Raw genomic sequence first — 24,483 nt, forward strand, 5'->3', positions numbered from 1 at the left:
TGTGGCTTGTTGGACAAACTATTTAGCCAGAGTTGCAGCCAAGTTGAGTTTTGTTACGCTAAACAGTTATTAGCTGTAACTGACCCTTACAGGAATAGTTAATACCTTTTTACCTTTATGTTTAAGCCAAAAGTAAATCAAAACAAAGGTTAATAAAGCAAGAGCAATAGTGATACTAGAACTTAATGGTGAGGCCAAGAAATTACCAATTTGATAACATAACGTTGATACCAAATAGGCAAAAACAAAGCTCCATATTCCAGCAAATCCAGCCCAGCGACTACCTACTTCATTTTTAATTGCTCCCATAGCAGCAACGCAAGGAGTATAAAGTAAGATGAATAATAAATAGCTAAAAGCGCCTAACTGGCTTACAAAAGCTATTTGCATTCGTTGGTAAGTAGTTAATTCAACACCTTGCTCTTGTGCAGCAATATTTAAGTCACTGATTTCGCCGACGCTAATACCTAATGGGTCATCAGGGGAAAGACCAAATAAATTTTCTTTTATGCTATCTGTAGCGTCCTGCCAACTTTGTACCAACGATGGCTCTCCTTCACTCTCTGAGGCATGTGGTGAATATAAATTATTAAACGTAGCAACCAATACTTCTTTGGCAAATATTCCGGTGATTATTCCTACGCCGGCTTGCCAATTATCTTCTTGAACGCCCATAGGTGCCAATAGCGGCATAACCACTTTTGCCCCTTGGCTCAATACTGAATTCTCACTGTCTTGGCTACCAAATTTACCGTCAATGCCAATAGAGTTAAAAAAGTTAAGTAAACACACCACAATCACAATGGTTTTACCTGCACCTGTGACAAAACTACTGGTACGTTGCCATACTCGCTTACTAAGAGCACCAATTCTTGGCATCTCATACTGCGGCAATTCCATAATGTTTAATGAAGTCGTGCCTGATAAAACGGTTTTCTTTAATAAGAATCCGGTAAATATAGCGGCGGCAATACCCACTAAATACAATAAAAACACTAAATTCTGACCGTTATCAGGAAAGAATGCTGCAGCAAATAATGCATATACAGGTAGCCTTGCGCCACATGACATAAAGGGTGACATCATTACTGTGGTAATACGTTCTCGTTCACTATCAAGAATTCTTGCTGACATTACCGCCGGTACCGTACAGCCAAAACCAACAATCAAAGGAACAAAAGCTTTACCGGGCAAACCAATTTTTTGCATCAAACTGTCGACAACAAACGCAGCACGAGCTAAATACCCTGAGCTTTCAAGCAGCGATAAACCGATAAAGAGACAAGCAATGATAGGAATAAAAGTCGCTACCGTTTGCAAGCCACTGCCCAAACCTTCAACAATAGTAAGCATCCACTGCGGTAAATCTAAAGGTGCAAGAAAGTGCAAAGGATATTCAACGAATAAAGTACCACTAAGAATATCGAAAAAGTCGATAAAGGCACTACCTACGTTAATGGCAAACATAAAGAGTAAGTACATCACGCCAAGAAATACAGGTATGCCTGTTATGGGGTGCAATACTACGCTATCAATTTTTTCTGAAAAGGGCTTGTTGCTAGAGGCTGGATTAGCAAAAGCTGCGTTTGTCGCCTCAACACTGCTTACGCGCGCCAGCATGTCAGTAATGTAGTCATAACGAGCTTGCATTACTTTGACACTTGGCTTTGCCTTATTTTTTGGCTCCGTGTAAGCATTATCAATAATTTTTTGGTGCACGGCAGATAGGTCACCGTTCAATTGACCAAGTGCTTGTTGCACCTTTTTTAAGGCATCATCACGTTGTGCGCTAATGGCAACAACAGGACAACCTAATTCGGCTGCTAATTGCGAAATATCAATATCTAAATGTTTTTGTCGATCGATTTTATTAAGTACCACGATCATTGGTACTCCCAACTCTAGTAACTGGCTAGTTAAATAAAGTTGGCGACTAAGTTGATTAACATCAACAACATTGACTAAAAAATCAATATCATTCTCTTGCAAAAATGATTGAGAAATAGTGAGATCTTTACCCTGTTCTGCATGACGTTCTAATGAACTTAAGCCGGGAAGATCGGATAAATAAGCAGCTTGCTTATTTAGGGTAATACTTGTTTTTTTAGCTGCAACAGTCACACCTGACCAATTGCCTACATTTTGTTTACTCTGCTTTTTATTGCTTTCGCTATCAGATAATAACAGATTAAATAATGTGCTTTTGCCCGAGTTGGCAAAACCAACCAGTGCGAAATGTTTTGATTGTTTCACGGAAAGATTCTTTTTGGTTGCTTGTTATGAATGAATAGCTCATTCATTAATTAAAAATTAACGCCAATTTGTTTTGCGATATCACGCTGAATGCTAATTTTAGTATTGTGTAAGCGAAAAGCCATTGGACCATTAAAAGGAGCCTTATGCGCTAATGATACATGTGACCTAAGCGTGAAGCCCTGTTCAATCAATTGAGCAGCGATAGCTTCATCTTTCGGTAGCGCGCTAATTTTGGCTGGTTTATTAAGGGGAAGTTCAGCTAGAGTCATAATATAAATCCAAAAAACAAATTCATCTCACTCAAAAGGGTAACCTAAGAGCTAATGATAATTACTATTATTTAGATAGTAGCATTTAGTCTTCCAATACAACAGTAAAAGCTGCTCTTCTGGCTTGATTTTGATCAAGTTAGCGTTGATAAAAAACCTAAGCGATACTAAAGACCTGTTATCTTGTGGTATCACTAAATGGCTCGCCTCACATTCAGCCTCAGGTAAATAATAGCGAACACCCTCGCCTAACCATCAATGGTTAACTTATAGGTTAAGTCACCACAAACTCACTAGCTGGTATTTAACATTTAGTGCTTTATTAAATTACTGAAGCTTACGTCTTTAACTAAATGTTTTTTAGCGCCATAAGCAATACGGTGTGTTCCATGACAACGAGCACATGCTAATACGGCTAACGTACCAAGATCGCGTCCTTGTTGTTTAGCGGTACCTGATTCTATGGATGTCTTTAAACTACTGAGTGTTTTTTTCATCACTTCACTTGGGTAAGGCTTCCGGTCTTTTTTATGGCAACCTACGCAGGTTTCTCCCAGCGTTGCCATTTCATCATTAAGGCCTGCTAAAGATGATAGCGCTAAAGACTTATTACCATCTTGTGCTGAAATTTTTATCTGGTTCACTTGCCTTGTTAATATATCCATATGTTCAACAAAGCTGAGCTTTGGGGTAATTTGAATGTTTGAAAAGTCTGGAGTTCTATAGGTCAAAGCTGTAATTGCTTGATAATCGTCATGACAAGAGTCACAACTTTTTTGCAACGTTTCATGCTGAACTAATACCGAGGTAAAATCTTTTTGTTCACTAGCAAGCTTCAACTCAGCCATAGTGTTTATCGCTAATTTTTTTTGCCAAGCGGGTACCATGTCAGCAATTTTAAAGTAGTGTTTGTTTAATTTTTCTGCCCATATTTGCAAGTGTTCAACATCTTGCTGTTGTGCATAAAATTCTACCGCCTGCATTTCCCGGCGAAGTTTGAACATATTATGTAGCCAAACTTGACGTTTATTTTCAGGCTTATACCATTTTGCCAATTCAATGGGCGGAGTTTTAATTAACTTAACTTTATCTTGATGTTTATAAACGAGTCCTGCTACGACGAGCAAAATAATAGCTTGTAAAATAATGAAATAACGCCAACGCATAACTAAGTACTCAATATAATTTATTAACTTAGTGTAAACAAATTGATGATTATGGTTATTGATCTATACCCATGATATACCAATCGGAATAATTTATTGGTCAGCTTAGAGCTACATCAGCGAGCTTAAAACAAGCAAAATGAGTTAAACATAGTTATTCTATATTTCATTCATTTTGTGATGTTATCAGGTTGGTATTATCTCAAAAGGCAGGATTCAGCTGGAATTAGAAAGCGCGTTAAGGCGCTTTCTGTATACTAGATTATTCACTCATAGAATTAGGGCTAAAATGAAAAACGTACTCCAACAGCACCATCAACGCTGAACTTAAAGCCATCATCAAAATTTGCTACTGGCTGTACTTGTCCATATAAATCCCATCCCTTAGCAAAGTACCAAGAAATACCTACGGGAGCACGAACACCAAAGCCGTCATCCCATTCAGTCCAGCCGCCACCGGAAAAATACCAAGATAATGGCGTTTTATTATCAAATTGACCTGTTTTAATTAAATAATCGACCGCAAAGCCCCTATCACCGAGTACGATATTGTAGCGATCTATTTGCGCTACTAGACTTAAATCCATATCGAGCGCGACCCCCATTTTCATGTCGGCTTGAGCAAAGCTAGACACAGATGAAAGCAGCATAAAAATACTTACCCACAATAGTTTTTTCACATTTTTCCCTTAAATTTATAAACGTATATTCAACGAGGTTGGCGCTATTCTAGTGTCTTTCGATGCCAAAGCAAGCGAACTATTAACGCACTAATTAAGCTGGCGAGCAGAACGGGCTTACTGTGAAGTGTTTTTATACAGAACAAAGCTATTAACAGCCTCATTCGCCTAGGAAAAGTAATCTTCATATTTAAAGCTAAGTTACTAAAGTGTAACGGCTACTTGTTAACACCAATCACAGCCTTTACTATGAGCTACAAATTCGAACCATTAACTGCAAACTTAGGTTGTCCATGTTTACACAAATAACAAAGAAAAATACCAGAAAGATATTAGCCCTTGTCGGCATCGCTACTGCCAGTTTAGTTTTTACTAACACCGCCAGCGCAACTATTGTAGAAATTAAGACATCGTTAAGTACAGATCTTATTAAAGTTAACTTGTTTGATACAACTACACCTGCAACGGTCGCTAACTTTCTAAGCTATGTTAACTCACAACACTATGATGATTCCGTAGTGCATAGAGTAGCATCTGGCAATGGATTAAATATCGTACAAGCTGGTGGCTACGAGTTTGGTGGTACATGGCCATTAACACAATTAGTTTCAAATGATCCAATAATAAATGAACCTGTTTATTCTAATGTCAAAGGCACCATAGCCATGGCAAAAAAAAGCGACAGTGTTCATAGTGCTACTAACCAATGGTTTTTCAACTTAGCTGATAGTAGTGATAATTTAGACAGACAGAATGGCGGTTTTACCGTTTTTGGCCAAGTGATTGAAGGCTTGGATGTTATAGAAAAAATAGCTCAACTTAAGCTATGTAATAATAACAACCTAACGGGTATTCCTATGGTCGTAGACGAGGGTCAAGCCTGTGCGGATATGAGTGCACCCGGAATGGAAAATTTTGCGGTTATTGAGTATGTAAAGGTTTATGACTCTTCTCCTGTGACGGACAGCGATTTATTCCCATCGAAGTCAAAAGAGCCTGATAGTGATAACGATGGCGTGATAGACATCGCTGATGCCTTCCCAAATGATCCAAATAAATATTTACCTGACGCTGAAGAAGACAGCGGTGGTTCAATCACGTGGTTTTCACTTGTTATGTTAGCACTCGTTTCAACACGAAAACGTTTTATTAAAAGCTAGCTGTTAACAATAACTATTGTTTAAGTCATTAACTGAATCAAACAATAGACAAGTAAAAAGCCGCCTATCATTTACGATAGACGGCTTTTTTTGGCTGCAATTTTGAATACTAATAGCAGGCTTGTATATTAACGCCTACTACTAGGAAGGTTAATTTTAACCTCTCGTACTCTTAACCCCTAGTAAACTCTGGGTAAGCTTCCATACCACAATCAGAGATATCAACACCTTCATATTCTTCTTCAGCACTCACTCGAATACCGATAATTTTCTTCAAGCTGAACCAAACGATGAAGCTCGTCACAAAGACCCAAACAAAGATAGTTGCAGCGCCAATAAGCTGACCGCTAAAGCTAGAAGCTGAATTAGTAATAGGAACAATCATCAAACCAAAGAAACCAACAACACCGTGAACTGAAATAGCACCTACTGGATCATCAATCTTAATTTTATCTAATGCTAAAATTGACATCACCACAATAACACCAGCAATAGCACCAAAGATTGTCGCTTGTAATGGCGATGGAGTTGATGGCTCAGCAGTAATCGCGACTAAACCTGCTAATGCACCGTTTAATGTCATGGTTAAATCAGCTTTTTTAAACAATATTTTAGCAAAGATAAGCGCTGATATTGCACCTGCCGCAGCGGCAGCATTGGTATTTAAAAACACCATAGCGACTGAGTTAGCACTATTAATGTCAGCTAGTTTTAAGACTGAGCCACCATTAAAACCAAACCACCCCATCCATAAAATGAAAGTTCCTAATGTAGCCATTGGTAAGTTAGCACCAGGAATTGCATTAACTTTACCGTCTTTGCTGTATTTCCCTTTACGAGCACCCAGCAATAAAACACCAGCTAATGCTGCAGAAGCACCTGCCATATGAACAATACCTGAGCCAGCGAAATCTGAGAAACCCAAGTCACCTAAAGTATATAAGCCAAATACAGCTTCGCCGTTCCAAGTCCAACTACCTTCCATCGGGTATATAAAACCGGTTAACACGACAGTAAATGCTAAGAAAGCCCATAACTTCATGCGCTCAGCAACAGCACCTGACACAATCGACATCGCGGTAGCAACAAAGACTACCTGGAAGAAGAAATCAGAAGCATTGGAATAAACCGCGCCGCCATCAAAACCTGCTTCAGCCGATTCAGCTAAAACTGCACCAACAAGTGACTCTGCATCACTAGCACCATCTAAGGCAATACCATTTAGAAATACACCGCCACCATACATAATGTCGTAACCAACAATAAGGTACATGATGCAAGCAATAGCATAAAGTGCAACGTTTTTAGTCAATATTTCTGTGGTATTTTTAGCTCTTACCAGACCAGCTTCAAGCATTGAAAAGCCTGCCGCCATCCACATAACCAAGGCACCGCACATTAGAAAATAAAAGGTATCTAATGCATATTGTAATTGAAAAATATTTTGTTCCATTATTATTATCCTTTAAAGTGCTTCAGAATCTTGCTCACCCGTACGAATACGGATAGCTTGTTCTAGGTTATAAACAAAAATCTTACCGTCACCAATTTTTCCGGTGTAAGCCGCTTTAGTAATGGTTTCCACTAAGCGTTCAACAAGCTCTTCATTCACCGCAATTTCTATTTTTACTTTAGGCAGGAAATCAACTTGGTATTCAGCGCCGCGGTATAATTCGGTATGCCCTTTTTGACGACCAAATCCCTTCACTTCACTCACAGTGATACCTTCGACGCCTACTTCAGAAATAGCCTCTCGAACATCATCTAATTTAAATGGTTTTATAATTGCGCTAATTATTTTCATGGTGAACCTCAAGTTATCGTTTTAATATATCTAATAACTTGATAATACAATTCATATGCCAAGTTGAATTTACCATATTAATTAGAGGCTTAGAGGTATTGTGTATTTCGAGGTCGCTTTACTCGCACCAAGAGCGTGCAGAATATCCCCCCCACTGAGATCATCTGGTGCAATGTAGGGGTGAGAATAAGTGGAGTGTTAAAGAGGGGGAATAATCTAGGGAGCAGACGACTAAAAAACTTTAGCTATTGTACATTTCGGTAAACGCTTGTACTGAAAAGCCGTTAAGCAGCTGATCACCTATTTTCAGCACAGGTACACCGCGAAGGCGAGTGGCTGCGAACTCTTTTTGTCCTTTTGCCGTTTTAATATTACATAACCTAAAAGCAATACCTTGTTGTTCAAGGTAACGTTTTGCCGTTTGGCAATGAGGACACTTTTCAGTGGTATACAAGACAACTCTTTTCATTTTTTTACCTTAGTTACTTCGACCTAGCTATATTAAGAATCTGGTCTACTCTGTTAACGTGATAAGCGTGGCATAATGTTTGCTATTTTATCCTAAGCTGCGCTTAACTAGGTAACACTTTCTTAAGCACAATTATCGTTGTGCAAAAATTTTAAGCCAGAAGAGTACCAACAATAAGAATCTACACTTAAGTTGGAGCTAAGCTTGATTTAAATCAAGTTAGTAAACCTATTAAAATACATATATTAACAATTTGATTTAAATCAAACTATTCAATCTGATGCAATGCAAAACTCCCCCCCATCAGTTACCTATAGCAATAATAATAATAAAGTTAACGTACCCTCTTAAAAACATGAAATTAGGATATTATTATGAAAACATTAGTAAATAAGTTTACCTTATCATTAATCAGTGCAGCTATTTTAGCAGCTCCTACCGCCTTTGCTGGTGAAACAGAACACGGCAACAGCATTACTGAAGCGTTAAGTGAAAGCACAGTTAAAGTTAATTTACGTGCTCGTTATGAAGGCGTAGATCAAGACGGTATAGACAAAAAGGCTGCAGCGTTAACGCTTAAAAGTCGCATCACTGTGAATACTGGCAGTTACAGCAATTTCTCACTAGGTTTAGAAGTTGATAAAGTAGATGCACTAGTAGATGACTACAATAGTAAAACTAATGGTAACACTGAATATCCAGTAGTTGCTGATCCACAAGGTACTGATGTAAACCAAGCTTTTATCAAGTACGCGAATAGTGGTTTTAGTGCCGTAGTTGGTCGCCAACGTGTTTTACACAACAATCAACGTTTTGTTGGTGGTGTAGGCTGGCGTCAAAATGAACAAACATATGATGGAGTTCGCGCACAATATAAAGCTAATGCTTTCTCAGTTGACTATAGCTACATCCATAACATCAATAGTATTACTGCTGCCGATGTAAAAGGTGAATTCCATTTAGTTAATGCTAAGTACAACATTAACAAAAGTCATAAATTAGCGGGTTTTGCTTACCTTCTAGACTATGATGCTGTAGCTAACTATAAAAACTCTAGCAGCACAGTAGGTGCACTATATAATGGCAAGTTTGGTAAGTTCTTAGTAAATGCTAGCCTAGCGAGTCAAAGCGACAATGGTGATAACCCAACGAGCTATTCAGCAATGTATATTAATGCTGAAGCCGGTTATAACTTTGGTAAAGTAACTGTTTTAGGTGGTTATGAATTATTGGGTAGTGATGATGGTAAAGTTGCATTTAACACACCATTAGCAACTAAGCATAAATTCAACGGTTGGGCTGATAAATTCTTAGGTACGCCAAAAGAAGGTCTACAAGATGTTTATTTAACTGCCAAAGGTAAAGTGTCTGAAGTTAAATGGGCTGCAACTTACCATGATTTCTCATCTGATGAAGGTAGCATTGATTTTGGTAACGAAATAGATTTAGTTGCCACTTACCAAATTAACAAAAACTACGGTGTTTTAGTTAAAGCCGCTAACTACAGCGAAGGCGATTCAGGCATAGCCCCAACTGATACCAATAAACTTTGGGTTCAAATGACGGCTAAGTTCTAAATAATACTGACTAGATAATTGCTTAAATACGTACTTTGATGATTACTAAAAAAAGTACTTATCCAATTAATCTAAAAATAGTAGAACTTTACGCAATATAATAAGAAGCTAGCAACTTGCTAGCTTCTACTCAAACCACTTGTAGATGTAGGTTTCAGCTGGAATTAGAAACGCCTTTAGGCAAGGTATTGATTGAAGAGAATAGTTATTCTATTGTCGAAATCAATAACGTAGCATAAAGCGTTTCTAAACCAGCCCTGCGGGGACACCTGAGTAAACCATGCTCTTCGTTGCCTCTTTTTTTAAGGGAATAACCCTTAATAAAATGAGCCGCCTTGATCATGAATTGCTCAAGCGTCCTGAAACACGCATCTTCAAATGGCTTGGGTATATCGTTTATATCACCTCATTGCATTGCCCCATTCCAATAAAAGCATTAGAATAGCCGCGAATTTTATAAGCTGCGAGGCGACTTTTTTTGTTATTAATGATCGACAATTACGACTCATTTACTTTTAATTTAGTGCATTATTTTCAAGCGCTAGGTCAAGAGGTTGTTGTCTATAGAAATAATGAAATTAGCCTTAAAGAAATTGAGCTGTTAACGCCTCAATATATTGTTATATCTCCAGGTCCTTGTGATCCTGATTCGGCTGGCATCTCCCTTGACGTTGTAAAAAAATTCGCCGGCAAAATACCTTTATTAGGTGTGTGTTTAGGCCATCAATGTATTGCGCAACATTTTGGTGCTAGTGTGGAAAAAGCAAAAAAAGTGATGCATGGTAAAACCTCCAAGATTTCACACAATCAACAAGGTTTATTCGCTGAGTTAAATCATCCATTACAAGTCACACGTTATCACTCTCTAATTGTTAACAAACAATCATTACCAGCAGAACTCACCATGACGGCATGGAGCCAAAATGAACAGGGTGAAGTAGATGAAATTATGGCGCTAGAACATAAAACCCTTCCGATTAGCAGTGTACAATTCCATCCAGAATCAATACTGACGGAGCAAGGACAACGTTTATTAGAAAATTTTATCAAGCAATTTAAAAATTACCCGATAAGCTAATAACAAGAGCTTTTTAGAGTAAAGCCAGATAAAGTAGTACCTTAAAGCGATAGACTTCACGCATTCGATGCTCAATTTTATATTTTAAGTAAGCAATAAAACCTCTATGCAGATTTTTGAAAACAATCAAACCGTCGCCACAGTTTACCAACGTGCTATTAGCCTCTCTATCTGTAAAGATTTTGCGGAAAAGCAAAGTGGTAAAGTCTCTATGGTTGACCATCAAGGTAGCGAACAAGAAAATCGCCGCCGAGAATTGTTATCAGTTGAAGTACAAGCTCAACAAGAGAAAATTATTGCCGAGCATGGCGAAGAGCATTTTCGAAAACAAACTAAACTGAATTTTTTTAGTCGTCTGCGTACGCAAATTAATAGTGACTTTGATAATAAAGAGCACCTATACCATTATATTTTAGGCATTGAAGATGCCTGCCCTGCTATCCTCGATATTTTATCTGCTAGCGCGGCTTCAGTGAACCAAATCAAGGATCTTGCTGCTTCATTACCTTGGTTAACCATTGATCTAATTAGCTTAGTGAATAAGCCACAATATAGAAAACGTGCTGATGTACAAGTTACTGATGCCAAGCTAGCATTAAGCTATATTGGTTTAGATAATTTAAAATTGGTTATGCCAACTTTTACTCTAAAACATTGGTTGCCAACAAGTACCGCTCCTTACGGTTTAATGAAACGTAAGCTTTGGAATGATAGTTTATCCATTGCACTGGCTTCACGCGTATTAGCCAAAGAGCAAGGCCTTGATGAATTTACTGCTTTTACCACAGGTATGTTGTCAAATATTGGCAGACTTGCTGTTACTCGCTGCTATTTAACAAAGTTTAGTGAGATGCATAAAAAAGAAGTACGTGAAGCCTTTGAGAAAAAAGACAAACGTTTGCACAATGTTTTATCAAAAATTGAGACGAGTGAAGGATTGCTCCTTGAGCAGCTAATTATGCGAAGTTCACAACTATCGGCTGATTTAATTGAGAAAATGCATTTCAAACGACTTGCTATCACCGAGCCCATTTTTGATTTAGCTTATGCCGATAGTATTGAAAAAATGCACCCTATTGCGCAACTTGTTGCCAAAGCTAAAGCCTATATCGCGTTTAGAGCACTAGCGAAAGAAGAATTAATTGACAGTGATGAAAGTAAAAAACTACTCAGTACGGTTAATTTAACACCTGCAGAAATAACACTATTGAAAAAAAGCGATATTGATCACATTAAGCTTAACTTCAATTAGGCCCTGAAAAACAGTCTCAAAAGATCAACTTCCGCTATTTTGTCACTCATTTGCTTCAACATTTAGTTTTTCACGTGATTTTTTTCTGATTAATTATTAAAAAATCACACTGATGGCTTTCATCAAGCAAGCGCCTACTCCCTCACTTATTTCCTTATTTCCACAAAACAATCCGAATCAATAAATATTCATCTTTTATGAATAAAGTTAGCTAAGCCTTTGTTTCTTCTGGGCTACAGGCTAGCACAGCAAGACAAGCAGACTATTTCCTGTCATACTATTGCTCTACTTTTTAACTCGCTGTTATTATTTTTTACAATAATTAGATATTCATTAAGCTTTATCTAGATTTTGCAGTAAGCTGTTAAAAAATTACCCACTTATAAATGAGGATTTTAAAAATGTCAGAACATTTTTCAGTTGAACGCGGCTTATTTGATGATGTTATGGTGCCAAACTATGCACCTTCAGCGGTTATACCAGTTCGCGGTCAAGGCTCTCGAGTGTGGGATCAACAAGACAAAGAATATATTGATTTCGCCGGCGGTATTGCCGTTAGTGCTTTAGGTCACTGTCACCCAGCTTTAGTGGGTGCTTTAAAAGAGCAAGGCGAGAAAATCTGGCATTTATCAAATGTTCAAACAAATGAACCAGCGTTACGTTTAGCTAAAAAATTAGTTGATAGTACATTTGCTGAGAAAGTGTATTTTTGTAACTCAGGTGCTGAATCAAATGAAGCTGCACTTAAGTTAGCACGTCGTTGGGCATTAGACGTACATGGTGCAGATAAATCACAAATCATTGCTTTTAAGCAAGGTTTCCATGGCCGTACTTTCTTTACTGTAACGGTTGGTGGTCAAGCTGCTTATTCTGATGGATTTGGTCCAAAACCAGGTGATATCGACCATGCAGAATATAATAACCTTGATAGTTTAAAAGCATTAATCTCTGATAAAACGTGTGCCGTAATGATTGAACCATTACAAGGTGAAGGCGGTATCGTTTCACCAACAGATGAATTCATTAAAGGTGTTCGCGCTTTATGTGATCAACACAATGCATTGTTAATTTTTGATGAAGTACAAACAGGTGTTGGCCGTTTAGGTGAGTTATACGCCTATATGGATCTAGGTGTTACTCCTGATATTTTAACTTCAGCTAAAGGTTTAGGCGGTGGTTTCCCTATCGGCGCTATGCTTACGACTACTGAGATTGCTAAGCACCTTAAAATTGGTACTCATGGCAGTACTTATGGTGGCAACCCATTAGCTTGTGCTGTTTCTGAAGCCGTACTAGATACCGTAAATACGCCTGAAGTTTTAGCAGGTATTAAAGCTAAAGCTAAACTTTATGTTGATGGCTTAAACGTGATTAATGCTAAATATAATGTTTTCTCTGAAATCCGTGGCAAAGGTTTGTTAATTGGTGCGGTATTAAACGACAAGTACCAAGGCCAAGCTAAAGCGTTTTTAAATGCTGCGATGGACGAAGGCGTTATGGTATTAGTTGCTGGCGCAAGTATTATTCGCTTTGCACCATCACTTGTCATTCCTGATGAAGATATTGCTCTTGGTTTAGCACGTTTTGAAAAAGCTATCGCTAGCTTAGTTTAACTTAACCGAGACTAGCCTAGTCAATGCTAATAGTTACCTGTTCTTGCCGCTAGGGTTTGAGCAGGTTACCACTTCTTTTCATCGAGAGCATTTATGATCATTGTACGTCCTATTAAAACAAGTGACTTGAAAGCCCTATACCAAATCGCGATAGATTCTGGCCACGGTTTTACTTCACTACCAGTAAATGAACAATTACTTCAACAACGCATTAGCCTTGCTGAAGAATCCTTTTCTAAAGAAGTGAGCCAAGCGGGAAAAGAAGGCTATCTTTTTGTTATGGAAGATACCGAAACAGGTGACGTTGTTGGTACCAGTGGTATTGAAGCTGCTGTTGGTTTAGATGATGCTTTTTATCATTATCACTTAGGTAAAGTTGTCCATAGCTCGCGTGAACTGAATATTTACAATACCGTAGAAACCCTTTCACTGTGTAATGATTACACCGGTGCGAGTGAGATTTGTACGTTATTTTTAAGTGACAGCCATCGTAAAAATAACAATGGTCGTTTTTTATCACGTTTCCGCTTTCTTTTTATCGCGGAACATAAAGAGCGTTTTTCTGACACTATTATTGCAGAAATGCGTGGTGTTTCAGACAATGAAGGTCGCTCACCATTTTGGAATTGGCTTGAAGAACATTTTTTCTCAATGGACTTCCCTACTGCCGATTACTTAACTGGGATAGGTAAAAAAGAATTTATCGCTGAGTTAATGCCGAAGTATCCAATTTACGTCAATTTGCTAAGTAAAGAAGCACAAGACGTGATTGACAAGGTACATCCACAAACAGTGCCTGCACTTCGCTTATTAGAAGCGGAAGGCTTTGCAAGACGTGGCTATGTTGATATTTTTGATGCGGGTCCAACGGTTGAATCGCATGTTAACAATATTAGATCGGTTAACCAAAGTAAGCGTTGCCAAGTGATCATTGACGAAGTGCAATCAACGGATAATTACATTATTTGTAATAGTAAAGTTGAAGACTTTAGAGCCACTCAAGCACCACTTTCATTGCGCGACACGGCTAACCAAGTTGTGATTAGTCAATCAGTTGCCGATGCATTGATGGTCAGTGCTGGTGACTGGGTTCGTATAATAGCCAATTAGCTCCTACCTATTTAGCGTGGCTAATACTAGCCACTCATCAAATTACTAATGGTGATAGCAGAACGCCTCTGTCACCACTATCAATGAGAAGGAAATACCATGTCTCACACAGATCCAGTTCAATTTATTAATGGTCAATGGCAAGCCGGCTTAGGTCATGCTGTTAGCTCATCTAACCCTGCTCGTAATGAAGTCATTTGGCAAGGTAAAACTGCCAGTACAGATCAAGTAAACGATGCCGTTTTAAGCGCTCGTCAAGCATTTGAAAGCTGGGCAAATATTAGCTTAGAAGCACGTGTTGCTGTAGTAACAAAGTTTGCTGAGTTATTAGCAGAGAACAAAGATGCGTTAGCAACAACTATTGCCTTAGAGACAGGTAAGCCAAAGTGGGAAACTACTGGTGAAGCTGGCGCGATGGTGGCTAAAGTGGCTATTTCACTTAAAGCTTACAACGAACGTACTGGCACAGTTGAAAACCCTATGCCTGGCGCTAAAGCCTTTATCCGCCATAAGCCTCATGGTGTAGTTGCTATTTTTGGTCCTTATAACTTTCCTGGACACTTACCAAATGGTCACATAGTACCAGCATTAATTGCCGGTAATACTATTGTATTTAAACCAAGTGAATTAACGCCTCGTGTTGCACAAGAAATGTTAAAACTTTGGGAACAGGCCGGTTTACCTAAAGGTGTTATCAACCTAGTTCAAGGTGAAGTAGAAACAGGTAAAGCACTTGCCAGCCATAAACTTATTGATGGTTTGTTTTTCACGGGTAGCTCTAATACTGGTCATATATTGCATGAACAATTTGCCGGTCAACCAGGTAAGATTCTTGCACTAGAAATGGGCGGTAATAATCCGCTTGTTGTTAAAGATGTTAGTGACATTGATGCCGTTGTACATGACATTGTGCAATCTGCTTTCGTTACTACTGGCCAACGTTGTACTTGTGCACGTCGTTTATTCATTGAAGCTAATGAACAAGGTGATGCTATTTTAGCCCGCCTGATCGAAGTAACTAAAAACTTAACTATTGGTTACTACGATGATGAAGAGCAGCCATTTATGGGCTCTATGATTTCAGAAAAAGCGGCATTAAGCTTAGTTGATGCACAAGCTAAATTGCTAGCTTTTGGTGCAACATCTGTTGTAGAACTTAAACACCTAGAAGTAGGTACTGGTTTTGTTTCTCCTGGTATTATCGATGTGAGTGATATTATTGCCGACATACCTGATGAAGAATATTTTGGTCCACTAGTTAAGTTATACCGTTACAACGATTTCGATAAAGCGATTGATGAAGCTAATAATACTGGCTTTGGTCTTTCTGCCGGTTTGTTATCTGATAGTGAAGATTCATACAATCACTTCTTTACCCGTATTCGTGCTGGTATTGTTAACTGGAATAAACCAATTACAGGCGCAAGTAGCGCTGCACCATTTGGTGGTATTGGTGCTAGTGGTAACCACAGAGCCAGCGCATTTTATGCTGCTGATTATTGTGCTTACCCAATTGCCTCAGTTGAAGCAGAAAAAGTGAGCTTACCTGCAACATTGACTCCTGGTATAAAATTCTAAATGCAAAACAATAATACTCTTACACTAGAAACACCAAACCTTACCGATATTACCAGTGATAGCTTTACCCAAGCTTATCGCCAATTTATTGCAAAAGGTGACTTTATCGCGTTAACTCGCCAGTTTGAACAGGGCTTTATCCAAACTGGCGCAGAAAACCAATTAAGTTTTAACGTCAAGCAAGCGAAAGTTAGCTTACTCGATACCGGTGTTCTATTAATTGAACCTGAAAATGTTGAGCCTGAATTGGTTAAAAAAAATTCGGCAACGCCAAGTAAGAGTATTATTATTTCATCGGGCATTCATGGTAATGAAACTGCGCCGATTGAAATAGTGCAACAATTGATTAGTGACATTATTGCGCAAAAAATTCAAGTGAAGCACAGAACCCTATTAATTATGGGTAACCCTGTTTCTATGAATATCGCAAAGCGCTTTCAAACTGAAAATTTAAATCGCTTATTCTGTGGTAAGCACCAAGAGATAGACCCTTGCTTTGAAAAATATCGTGCAGAAAAATTAGAAGGTTACGTTAGTGATTTCTTTAATGGTGATGCTAGTGATGGTGATGTGATTAATTACCACTACGATTTACATACTGCTATTCGAAATTCTAAATATGAAAAGTTTGCCATTTATCCTTACCAAGCTGGTAAACCATGGAATAAAGAACAGTTAAGCTTCATGGCTAGCTGTGGTGTTAACACTATCTTATTCGGTCATGGACCCAGTGGCACATTCTCCTACTTCAGTAGTGCCAACTTTGCCGCTCATGCTTTTACTATTGAGCTGGGTAAAGTAAGACCCTTTGGTGAAAACGATATGGCAAATTTTACAGCCATGACAAACAATTTGAGTGCACTGGTTAGCGATGAAGAAATCACGCTGAAAAGCTTCGATAATAACGATTTCAATTTATTTGAAGCGTTAGGTGATATCACTAAAGTAAGTGATAAATTTGAACTTTATGTTGCTGATGAAGCGAGTAACTTTACTAACTATCCAGTAGGTACACTATTGTCTACTGATAAAAATCAAGAATATCGCACTACTCTTCCTGGAGAGAGCATTGTATTCCCTAATGCCAATGTCGGTAATGGTCAACGTGCTGTGTTAATGGTTGTCCCTACAACACTGCAGTAAACTAGTAGCTCTTATCTTTTAATGCCTTTTATCATCAAATAAAGGGCTATTGATTCACACCCATTAAAAACACTAAACTTCCTGCTATACTCAAACAAAAGTACTAATAATTTACACAGGTAAGCCAAAATATTATGGTTACAGACACTGACGGTTACATTCAAATAATTGAATATCTTACCGAACATCTCAGTCTATTTGAAAACTCAAAAGCACCTGCTCAAGCTACTGAAACGGTAATGTCAGCTATTGAAGTAGAATTGTGTGACCAAATCATTAGTGTCTGCAGTCAGAACCAAGACCTGACTTTTAATCAACGTAATGCCATTATTCGAGAAGTAGATGCTATCGTTTACGATCTTGAAGAAATCCTATCAGGCGTTATCAATAATCCAGTTAATGCTGCGCAACAAGCCTTTATAAAAGAATTTGCAGGTTTAATCAAAAACCTCTTTGATACCGTTATTCATAAAGGTTAGCTTATTAGTTAATCTAGCAATTACCTCTTATATCCGTTCCGCCTGATGGCGTTTCTAATTCAAGCAGAACCCAAAATATTCAAGTAAAATGGGTATAGTTAGCCTTACCATTGCAGCGCTCGCTCCAACGAGAAACTCTATTACACATAACGACTGGTGATGGTGCTTCAACTTCGATAGAATCCCTATATATTAATAATAATACCAAACGGATTAATTTATTGGTCAGTTTAGAGTTACATTAGTAAGCTTAAAACAAGTAAAATGAGTGAAACATAGTTATTCTATATTTCATTCATTTTCTGATGTTGTCTGTTTCCTAATGAACTTCCGAAGGACGAGTTTAAAAAGCTTACAAGCGACGTTATTGATTTTGACAATAGAATAACTATTCTCTTCAATCAATTCCTAGCCTCTAAGCCTTTTAATTCTCGCTAAGTAATCAATACATCAGTCCATTTGGTATCAATAGAGTCGATTATGAAAGCACAAGTAAAATGGTTAGGCGAAGAGTTATTCATGGGCACCTCAGAAAGTGGCCACACCATGGTTTTAGATGCAAATGGTGGCAACTTAGCCCCTAGCCCTATGGAAGGCGTACTCATATCTCTGGGTGGATGTTCTTCGGTAGATGTAGTTAGCATATTGCAAAAGGCGAGACAGAGCATAATCGGTTGTCGTGTCGATATTTCTGGTACTCGTGTTGATAGCGTACCTGCATTATTTGAAAAAATTCATCTTCATTTTGTTATTACTGGATCAGATGTTGCTGCTAAGCATGTTGAGCGCGCAGTAAACTTATCAGCAGACAAATATTGTTCAGTCGCCTTAATGTTAAATGCTACCGTTGACATTACTCACGATTTTGAAATTGTTGCCCAGTAAAGTTATTAATCCTTATGCATACTGACAATAAAATCCCCCTGTATGGTTTTAATAATTTAACGAAAAGTCTAAGCTTTTCGCTATACAGGGTACATTATTTACCATCGACTCAGTCCGTTGGTAGTTATAACACCTACATCAATCAAACCTATAGCAGCTCACTGCTTGAAGTTCTGCTTACTAAAGTTTGTCACGCTATCGGTGGTAATGTACTAAATATAGCAAGCCAAGATTACACTCCACAAGGAGCGAGTGTGACCTTAATGATTTCTGAAGAAGCAAAACCAGAATCTTTAGTGGCTCATCTAGATAAAAGCCATTTATGTATTCATACCTACCCAGAGGAAACCGCAAAAAGTGGCACAGCCATTTTTAGAGCTGATATTGAATTATCAACCTGCGGTATTATATCGCCTTTAAAAGTATTAGATTATGTGATTGAGGCTTTTTCAGCGGATGTTATCGATATAGATTATCGTGTTAGAGGCATGACTCGCGATCAAGACGGTAAAAAGCACTTCTGTGACCATGATATAACTCAAATCAGTGATCATTTAACCACTGATACACTTAAGAAGTATCAGGTCAAAGACAGTGTTATGACCACCCATAACTTGTTTCACTGTAAGCTAGTAAGACAGTCAATTGAATTGAACAAACATGTTTTCCATGTTGATTCGCCCTCTGGTAAACATCAAATATCAGCGCTGGATGAAATGCAAATCAAAGCACAACTAGCATTAGAGTTAAATGAACTTTTTATGGGTAAATAATTCACGTACCCCAACGAAGTCATAAATGTTACCTCTTCCATAAAGGCTAAAAGGCTTCTAACGATTTATTTTTCTTGATGTCTTCAGCTTTAAGTAATCACACATCACTAGCAATTATTACACTCCGTATATGGTCCGCATTCCTAGGGCCTTACAGGATAAACAGAACCGTTTAACTTCTATGATGGTATAGTGCGTTAATCATTATGGTATAGGAGTATTTATTGTTAATTAAGCAATGTTTTGTCACTTTTTTAATTATTGTCAGTTACATTAGTAGTATTTTTTTCTGTATATCCGTTAACGCTAATGAAAACACACGCGCTGATGCCATCATCGAATTATTTAAAACTAACAAACCAGCATCCCCGCAACAAGCAGATAGCTTACTTCAAGAATTAAAAACTGCAATTGCTACCGATGATTTCCTGCGTCAAAAAGAATATATACGTGCAAAATGTTGGAATCAAAAAGCTGAGACAAACGAACAAATATTAGGAGCAATATCATACGCAAATAAACAACTTGATATATTCAGCCCGTACATTCCATCAAAAATAACAATTGATTTAACGTTATGTAAAACAAGCTATCAACGATTATTAGGTCAAGTCGATACTACACTCCAAGATTTAACTAACGTAATTAACCAAGCATACACCATTGAAGCACCGCTATTGATTGCCCATGGACATAGTCAACGAGGCACTCTGCACTCTTATCAAGGTAATTACTCCGCATCCCTAGAAGATTTACTGACTGCACAAAATCACTATGAGTCCCTTAAGTTGACCTATTGGGCCAATATAAATCTAGGTGAATTAGCAACCAGTTATCGACGGTTTGGTGATGCAAAAACAGCTTTAAAATATCAATTACAGTTAGAAGAGATTTATAAAACAGAAGGCAAAATATTTGAAGCCAACGACATAAACATTCAAATAGCTTCTTCTCTAGAGCAATTAAAAAAATTAGATGAAGCCAACGCCCGTTATCGAGTAAGCCAGCAATTTCTAGTCAATAAACAGCCGGTAATTTCGGCCGATATGTCGATAAACATCGCCAATAACCTAATATCATTAGGCCAATACAACAGAGCGCTAATTTTATTACAACAAGCAGAAAATACGATCACACCTGAGTTCAATGCCCCTTATAGTTTTTTACAATTATATTTAGCAAATGTACAGTTTAAACTTAACAATTACCCCGCCAGTTTACACGCTTTACAAAACGCTGAAGAAGCCTTCATAATCGATAAGAATCAACGTGGTCTGAGTAAAGTACATTTACTTAGAAGTAACATTTATGCGGCGGATAAAAGTTGGCAAGATGCCTACCTTGCATTAAGAAACCACCTTCACGTTCATTTGGCACAAGATAAAAGTGTGCTTACTAAACTCAATGCTGAATTACAAACTCGTTTTGATACTGATAGGATTAAACACGAGAATACCTTACTGGTTCAACACGCTAAAGATAAAGAAATGCAATTGAGCATGTTGCAACGTAATAAGACGATGCAAATCATCATAATCACCTTAGTCGGTATTATATTAATCTTGGTGTCAATATTTGCATATAAGCAAATGCATCATAAACACCAATTTAAAAAACTCGCCTTTACTGACGAATTAACGAAAATAGCTAATCGGCGAGAAACCTACTTTCAGGCTGAAAAATTCCTGACTTTCAGTAAGAGAAACCAAACACCATTCTCGTTAATCTTCTTTGATGCTGATTACTTTAAATTAGTGAATGATGAATTAGGTCATTATATTGGTGATCAAGTCTTAATTTGCCTCGCCGATATCGCATCTAACGTCATTCGAAGTGGTGACATTGTCGGTCGTGTCGGAGGGGAGGAGTTTATAATTTTACTACCTGATACTGACATAGACACAGCGTTATCTATCGCTAATAGGCTTTTGACTACCATTGAGCAGTATGAATGGTCGATAATTTCAAACGATTTAACACAAACAGTCAGTGCAGGTGTTGTTAGTTATCAAGAAGAGAAAAATTTATCAGAACTATTATTAAAAGCTGATAAAGCGCTTTATGAAGCAAAGGCAGCTGGTCGTAATCATGTAAAGACCTGTTGATTATATTGACTCAAATTAGACAGTAAATAACAGTACTTTTCTTTTGAAAAAGCGCTTTTACGTAACGCATGATTGTAGAGCACTTGTTTGCTCCGAGTGTTCGCCTTAATACCTCTTCAAAACGTTGTTCTGATTTTGGTGCTACGAAAGGCTCTACATTATTGGTTACAGTGCCCGCTAATACCTCCTCAGCTATTAAATATACTGGTGGATATCATGTGCAACCACTTCGTTACTGAGATCACATAAATGAGTAAGCTGTAGAAAGGAGCTTTATAAATCGCTCATCCAGTCTAATTGTTTGTTGGCTTGGTTTTTACGATCCATCAAGTCACGAATTAGCGGTGTTAAAATTAACTCCATCGCTAGACCCATTTTTCCACCAGGAACTACAAGGGTATTAATTCGCGACATAAATGAACCGTCAATCATACGAAGATAATACTGAAAATCTACATTTTTAACTTCACGAAAGCGAATAACAACAAAACTTTCGTCTAAGCTTGGGATTGCCTTAGCACTAAATGGATTTGAGGTATCTACAGTCGGCACTCGTTGGAAATTAATATGAGTTCGAGAAAACTGGGGCGTGATGAAAGAGATATAATCTTCCATACTGCGAACGATGCTTGCGGTTACCGCTTCTCTTGAATGTCCACGCTTATTGGTATCGCGAATAATCTTTTGAATCCACTCTAAATTAACAATCGGAACCATTCCGATAAGTAAATCGACATGCTTAGCTACATCATTGTCCTTGGTTACTACACCTCCATGAAGCCCCTCGTAATACAATAAGTCTGTACCTTCACCAAACTCTTCCCATGGGGTAAAAGTACCAGGCATTTGATTGTACGGAACCGCTTCATCAAACGTATGTAAATAGCGTCTAATTTGTCCTCTACCTGTTTCACTATAATCACGAAATTGTTTCTCTAACGCACTAAAGTCATTAGCAAGATCACCAAAATAGCTGATATTTTTCCGTGCTTCTTTTGCTTTACGCTTTTCCATATCCATTTCTTGTCGTGAGAAGCGATGAAAGCTATCACCTTCAACATTGACAGAGGATATACCAAGTGTTCTAAAGATATGCTCAAAGGAAGCAGTCGTTGTTGATGTTCCTGCTCCTGATGAGCCAGTGACTGCTATGATTGGATTTCGTGACGACATAAAGGCTCAAAGAATAAACTAAAGTACAATAGATATTTTATACGGTGAATTTACGTTTAGGTCAAGGAAGAAAGCGACAAGTTTAACGATGAAGTCTACATAGTCACTATACCCAAGCCACATAAAGCTGCAGAATTCAGCTGGAATTAGAAATGCTTTTAGGCATTACATTGATTGAAGAGAATGGTTGTTTTCTTGTCGAAATCCATAACGTAGCATAAAGCGTTTCTAACGCCAGTCCTGCGGATGCGTCAGAGTAAATCATCTTCTTCGTTATCCCATTTTGTATGGGAATAACCATTAGTATAATAAAGTGCCTTGATCACGATTAGACCAGACGACTTGAAACCGTATCTTCAAGTGGCTGGGTATAAACCATGGAAAATATGTTTAACAAATTTTAGGCAATAAAAAACCGAGCCTAAGCTCGGTTTTTTAATTGAAGTATAAACTTTCGTTTATGCTTCGGCTGATTCTTCAACTACTTCAGGAGCATCTTCTACTACTGGGCGGTCTACTAATTCAATATATGCCATAGGCGCTTTATCACCAGTACGGAAACCACATTTTAAAATGCGAGTATAACCACCTGGACGTTCTTGGTAACGAGCACCAAGTTCGTTGAATAAAATACCTACTACTTCTTTATCTTGTGTACGAGCAAACGCTAAACGGCGATTTGCAACACTGTCGGTCTTGGCCAATGTAATCAGTGGCTCAAGAACACGACGTAGTTCTTTAGCTTTAGCAACAGTCGTTTTAATAACGCCGTGCTTAACTAAAGAGCTTGCCATATTGCGGAACATCGCTTGACGATGACTGCTATTACGGTTTAACTGGCGACCGCTTTGACGATGACGCATAAGTTAATCCTTCTCTCTAACTATTAAAAAAATGATGATCGAACTAGTCGTTGTCAACAATGCTTTCAGGTGGCCAGTTTTCTAGGCGCATGCCTAGAGACAAACCACGCGACGCTAACACGTCTTTGATTTCAGTTAGAGACTTCTTACCTAAATTAGGCGTTTTAAGAAGCTCCACTTCAGCACGTTGTACTAAATCACCAATGTATTGAATTGCTTCTGCTTTTAAACAGTTAGCTGAACGAACAGTTAATTCTAGATCATCAACAGGACGAAGCAAGATTGGGTCGAACAATGGTTTTTCTTCCACTTGCTCTACTTCTTTGATATCACGAAGTTCAACAAACGCATCAAGCTGTTCAGCAAGAATAGTTGAAGCACGACGGATAGCTTCTTCCGGATCCAATGTACCATTGGTTTCCATATCTAAAACTAATTTGTCTAAATCTGTACGTTGTTCAACACGTGCAGAATCAACATCATAAGCAATTCTAACTACTGGGCTGAATGAGGCGTCAACCAACAAACGACCAATAGCACGATCTTCTTCCTCGGCATCACGGCGCGCAGAAGCGGGAACATAACCACGTCCCATTTCAACTTTAATGCGCATGCTGATAGAACCTTCACCTGTTAAGGTGCAGATAACATGATCAGGATTTGCAATTGTTACATCTCCGTCATGTTGTATATCAGCTGCCGTTACAGGGCCTTCACCAGACTTAGTTACGGTAAGAACGGCTTCATTCTTGCCTTCTAAAATAACTGCAAGCCCTTTAAGGTTTAACAATATTTCGATGATGTCCTCTTGAACACCTTCTTTACTACTGTACTCATGTAAAACACCGTCAATTTCAACTTCAGTTACGGCACAACCCGGCATTGAAGATAAAAGAATACGACGTAACGCATTACCTAAAGTGTGACCAAAACCACGTTCTAGTGGTTCCAAAGTTACCTTAGCACGACGAGGGCTAACGGTTTCAATGCCAACTAAGCGTGGTCTAAGGAATTCGGTTACAGAACCCTGCATATATGTCCTCTCTTAAA

The 24,483-nt window shown here is 38.2% G+C and carries 22 protein-coding genes; 12 read left to right on the plus strand and 10 right to left on the minus strand.

What is annotated here, in order from left to right:
• Positions 1 to 69 precede the first annotated feature (69 nt).
• From feoB to ESZ36_RS17640, 4 genes are all read right to left on the minus strand, one after another.
• Entirely contained in the window at positions 70 to 2,253 is a 2,184-nt protein-coding gene (gene feoB, locus ESZ36_RS17625; RefSeq protein ID WP_146790301.1) for a ferrous iron transport protein B, read from the minus strand.
• A gap of 50 nt (positions 2,254 to 2,303) precedes the next feature.
• Positions 2,304 to 2,525 (minus strand): FeoA family protein, encoded by a 222-nt coding sequence (locus ESZ36_RS17630; RefSeq protein ID WP_011041497.1) that lies wholly within the window; start codon positions 2,523 to 2,525, stop codon positions 2,304 to 2,306.
• A 311-nt stretch (positions 2,526 to 2,836) separates the two neighbouring features.
• The gene (locus ESZ36_RS17635; protein WP_146790303.1) at positions 2,837 to 3,691 is read right to left on the minus strand and encodes a cytochrome c; all 855 of its coding nucleotides are present in this window, start codon (positions 3,689 to 3,691) and stop codon (positions 2,837 to 2,839) included.
• Positions 3,692 to 3,975: 284 nt separating this feature from the next.
• Positions 3,976 to 4,371, minus strand: coding sequence for a hypothetical protein (locus ESZ36_RS17640; protein WP_146790305.1), 396 nt, complete (start codon positions 4,369 to 4,371; stop codon positions 3,976 to 3,978).
• A gap of 293 nt (positions 4,372 to 4,664) precedes the next feature.
• Here ESZ36_RS17640 and ESZ36_RS17645 point away from each other — a divergent pair, with 293 nt between their 5' ends.
• Positions 4,665 to 5,531, plus strand: a complete 867-nt coding sequence (locus tag ESZ36_RS17645) for a peptidylprolyl isomerase (protein ID WP_146790307.1) — start codon at positions 4,665 to 4,667, stop codon at positions 5,529 to 5,531.
• Positions 5,532 to 5,703: 172 nt separating this feature from the next.
• Here the strand turns inward: ESZ36_RS17645 and ESZ36_RS17650 are convergent, their stop codons facing one another.
• From ESZ36_RS17650 to ESZ36_RS17660, 3 genes are all read right to left on the minus strand, one after another.
• Positions 5,704 to 6,984, minus strand: coding sequence for an ammonium transporter (locus ESZ36_RS17650; RefSeq protein WP_146790309.1), 1,281 nt, complete (start codon positions 6,982 to 6,984; stop codon positions 5,704 to 5,706).
• Between the two features lie 12 nt (positions 6,985 to 6,996).
• Positions 6,997 to 7,335, minus strand: coding sequence for a P-II family nitrogen regulator (glnK, locus tag ESZ36_RS17655; RefSeq protein ID WP_146790311.1), 339 nt, complete (start codon positions 7,333 to 7,335; stop codon positions 6,997 to 6,999).
• Between the two features lie 241 nt (positions 7,336 to 7,576).
• Positions 7,577 to 7,804 (minus strand): glutaredoxin family protein, encoded by a 228-nt coding sequence (locus ESZ36_RS17660; protein WP_146790313.1) that lies wholly within the window; start codon positions 7,802 to 7,804, stop codon positions 7,577 to 7,579.
• Between the two features lie 374 nt (positions 7,805 to 8,178).
• Here ESZ36_RS17660 and ESZ36_RS17665 point away from each other — a divergent pair, with 374 nt between their 5' ends.
• From ESZ36_RS17665 to ESZ36_RS17715, 11 genes are all read left to right on the plus strand, one after another.
• Entirely contained in the window at positions 8,179 to 9,381 is a 1,203-nt protein-coding gene (locus ESZ36_RS17665) for an alginate export family protein (protein ID WP_146790315.1), read from the plus strand.
• Positions 9,382 to 9,859: 478 nt separating this feature from the next.
• On the plus strand, positions 9,860 to 10,459 hold the full coding sequence (locus tag ESZ36_RS17670; RefSeq protein ID WP_146790317.1) for an anthranilate synthase component II: 600 nt from the start codon (positions 9,860 to 9,862) through the stop codon (positions 10,457 to 10,459).
• 106 nt (positions 10,460 to 10,565) lie between these two features.
• The gene (locus tag ESZ36_RS17675; protein ID WP_246129157.1) at positions 10,566 to 11,711 is read left to right on the plus strand and encodes an HDOD domain-containing protein; all 1,146 of its coding nucleotides are present in this window, start codon (positions 10,566 to 10,568) and stop codon (positions 11,709 to 11,711) included.
• A 401-nt stretch (positions 11,712 to 12,112) separates the two neighbouring features.
• The gene (locus ESZ36_RS17680; RefSeq protein ID WP_146790319.1) at positions 12,113 to 13,324 is read left to right on the plus strand and encodes an aspartate aminotransferase family protein; all 1,212 of its coding nucleotides are present in this window, start codon (positions 12,113 to 12,115) and stop codon (positions 13,322 to 13,324) included.
• 93 nt (positions 13,325 to 13,417) lie between these two features.
• Positions 13,418 to 14,434: an arginine N-succinyltransferase gene (astA, locus tag ESZ36_RS17685; protein ID WP_146790320.1), complete on the plus strand. Its 1,017-nt coding sequence runs from the start codon at positions 13,418 to 13,420 to the stop codon at positions 14,432 to 14,434.
• Positions 14,435 to 14,533: 99 nt separating this feature from the next.
• Complete coding sequence (gene astD, locus ESZ36_RS17690; RefSeq protein ID WP_146790322.1) at positions 14,534 to 16,012, plus strand: succinylglutamate-semialdehyde dehydrogenase; 1,479 nt, start codon at positions 14,534 to 14,536, stop codon at positions 16,010 to 16,012.
• Positions 16,013 to 17,155, plus strand: coding sequence for a succinylglutamate desuccinylase (astE, locus tag ESZ36_RS17695; RefSeq protein ID WP_146790324.1), 1,143 nt, complete (start codon positions 16,013 to 16,015; stop codon positions 17,153 to 17,155). It abuts the gene before it with no gap.
• A gap of 134 nt (positions 17,156 to 17,289) precedes the next feature.
• Positions 17,290 to 17,634, plus strand: coding sequence for a DUF3802 family protein (locus ESZ36_RS17700; protein WP_146790325.1), 345 nt, complete (start codon positions 17,290 to 17,292; stop codon positions 17,632 to 17,634).
• 480 nt (positions 17,635 to 18,114) lie between these two features.
• A complete protein-coding gene (locus tag ESZ36_RS17705; protein WP_146790327.1) occupies positions 18,115 to 18,519 on the plus strand; it encodes an OsmC family protein in 405 nt (134 codons plus the stop codon).
• Between the two features lie 14 nt (positions 18,520 to 18,533).
• Positions 18,534 to 19,292 (plus strand): adenosylmethionine decarboxylase, encoded by a 759-nt coding sequence (speD, locus tag ESZ36_RS17710; protein WP_146790329.1) that lies wholly within the window; start codon positions 18,534 to 18,536, stop codon positions 19,290 to 19,292.
• Between the two features lie 224 nt (positions 19,293 to 19,516).
• Positions 19,517 to 21,397: a tetratricopeptide repeat-containing diguanylate cyclase gene (locus tag ESZ36_RS17715; protein ID WP_146790331.1), complete on the plus strand. Its 1,881-nt coding sequence runs from the start codon at positions 19,517 to 19,519 to the stop codon at positions 21,395 to 21,397.
• Positions 21,398 to 21,670: 273 nt separating this feature from the next.
• On the opposite strand, the gene ESZ36_RS17720 is transcribed toward ESZ36_RS17715, so the two are convergent.
• The 3 genes from ESZ36_RS17720 to ESZ36_RS17735 form a co-directional block, all read right to left on the minus strand.
• Entirely contained in the window at positions 21,671 to 22,570 is a 900-nt protein-coding gene (locus ESZ36_RS17720; RefSeq protein ID WP_011041478.1) for a phosphoribulokinase, read from the minus strand.
• Between the two features lie 458 nt (positions 22,571 to 23,028).
• Positions 23,029 to 23,433, minus strand: a complete 405-nt coding sequence (gene rplQ, locus ESZ36_RS17730) for a 50S ribosomal protein L17 (RefSeq protein WP_011041477.1) — start codon at positions 23,431 to 23,433, stop codon at positions 23,029 to 23,031.
• 43 nt (positions 23,434 to 23,476) lie between these two features.
• Positions 23,477 to 24,466, minus strand: a complete 990-nt coding sequence (locus ESZ36_RS17735) for a DNA-directed RNA polymerase subunit alpha (protein ID WP_011041476.1) — start codon at positions 24,464 to 24,466, stop codon at positions 23,477 to 23,479.
• Positions 24,467 to 24,483: the final 17 nt, after the last annotated feature.

This window comes from Colwellia demingiae (genome assembly GCF_007954275.1).
In the GTDB taxonomy this organism is placed as follows: Bacteria; Pseudomonadota; Gammaproteobacteria; order Enterobacterales; family Alteromonadaceae; genus Colwellia; species Colwellia demingiae.

Excerpts from the sequence above, each read along its gene's own strand:
- speD (WP_146790329.1), top strand. The coding sequence starts at position 18,534 with ATGCATACTGACAATAAAATCCCCCTGTATGGTTTTAATAATTTAACG.
- ESZ36_RS17680 (WP_146790319.1), top strand. The coding sequence starts at position 12,113 with ATGTCAGAACATTTTTCAGTTGAACGCGGCTTATTTGATGATGTTATG.
- ESZ36_RS17675 (WP_246129157.1), top strand. The coding sequence starts at position 10,566 with ATGCAGATTTTTGAAAACAATCAAACCGTCGCCACAGTTTACCAACGT.
- ESZ36_RS17635 (WP_146790303.1), bottom strand. The coding sequence starts at position 3,691 with ATGCGTTGGCGTTATTTCATTATTTTACAAGCTATTATTTTGCTCGTC.
- ESZ36_RS17700 (WP_146790325.1), top strand. The coding sequence starts at position 17,290 with ATGGTTACAGACACTGACGGTTACATTCAAATAATTGAATATCTTACC.
- ESZ36_RS17705 (WP_146790327.1), top strand. The coding sequence starts at position 18,115 with ATGAAAGCACAAGTAAAATGGTTAGGCGAAGAGTTATTCATGGGCACC.
- ESZ36_RS17650 (WP_146790309.1), bottom strand. The coding sequence starts at position 6,984 with ATGGAACAAAATATTTTTCAATTACAATATGCATTAGATACCTTTTAT.
- ESZ36_RS17665 (WP_146790315.1), top strand. The coding sequence starts at position 8,179 with ATGAAAACATTAGTAAATAAGTTTACCTTATCATTAATCAGTGCAGCT.
- astD (WP_146790322.1), top strand. The coding sequence starts at position 14,534 with ATGTCTCACACAGATCCAGTTCAATTTATTAATGGTCAATGGCAAGCC.
- ESZ36_RS17720 (WP_011041478.1), bottom strand. The coding sequence starts at position 22,570 with ATGTCGTCACGAAATCCAATCATAGCAGTCACTGGCTCATCAGGAGCA.
- rplQ (WP_011041477.1), bottom strand. The coding sequence starts at position 23,433 with ATGCGTCATCGTCAAAGCGGTCGCCAGTTAAACCGTAATAGCAGTCAT.
- glnK (WP_146790311.1), bottom strand. The coding sequence starts at position 7,335 with ATGAAAATAATTAGCGCAATTATAAAACCATTTAAATTAGATGATGTT.
- ESZ36_RS17735 (WP_011041476.1), bottom strand. The coding sequence starts at position 24,466 with ATGCAGGGTTCTGTAACCGAATTCCTTAGACCACGCTTAGTTGGCATT.
- ESZ36_RS17660 (WP_146790313.1), bottom strand. The coding sequence starts at position 7,804 with ATGAAAAGAGTTGTCTTGTATACCACTGAAAAGTGTCCTCATTGCCAA.
- astA (WP_146790320.1), top strand. The coding sequence starts at position 13,418 with ATGATCATTGTACGTCCTATTAAAACAAGTGACTTGAAAGCCCTATAC.
- ESZ36_RS17645 (WP_146790307.1), top strand. The coding sequence starts at position 4,665 with ATGTTTACACAAATAACAAAGAAAAATACCAGAAAGATATTAGCCCTT.
- astE (WP_146790324.1), top strand. The coding sequence starts at position 16,013 with ATGCAAAACAATAATACTCTTACACTAGAAACACCAAACCTTACCGAT.
- ESZ36_RS17630 (WP_011041497.1), bottom strand. The coding sequence starts at position 2,525 with ATGACTCTAGCTGAACTTCCCCTTAATAAACCAGCCAAAATTAGCGCG.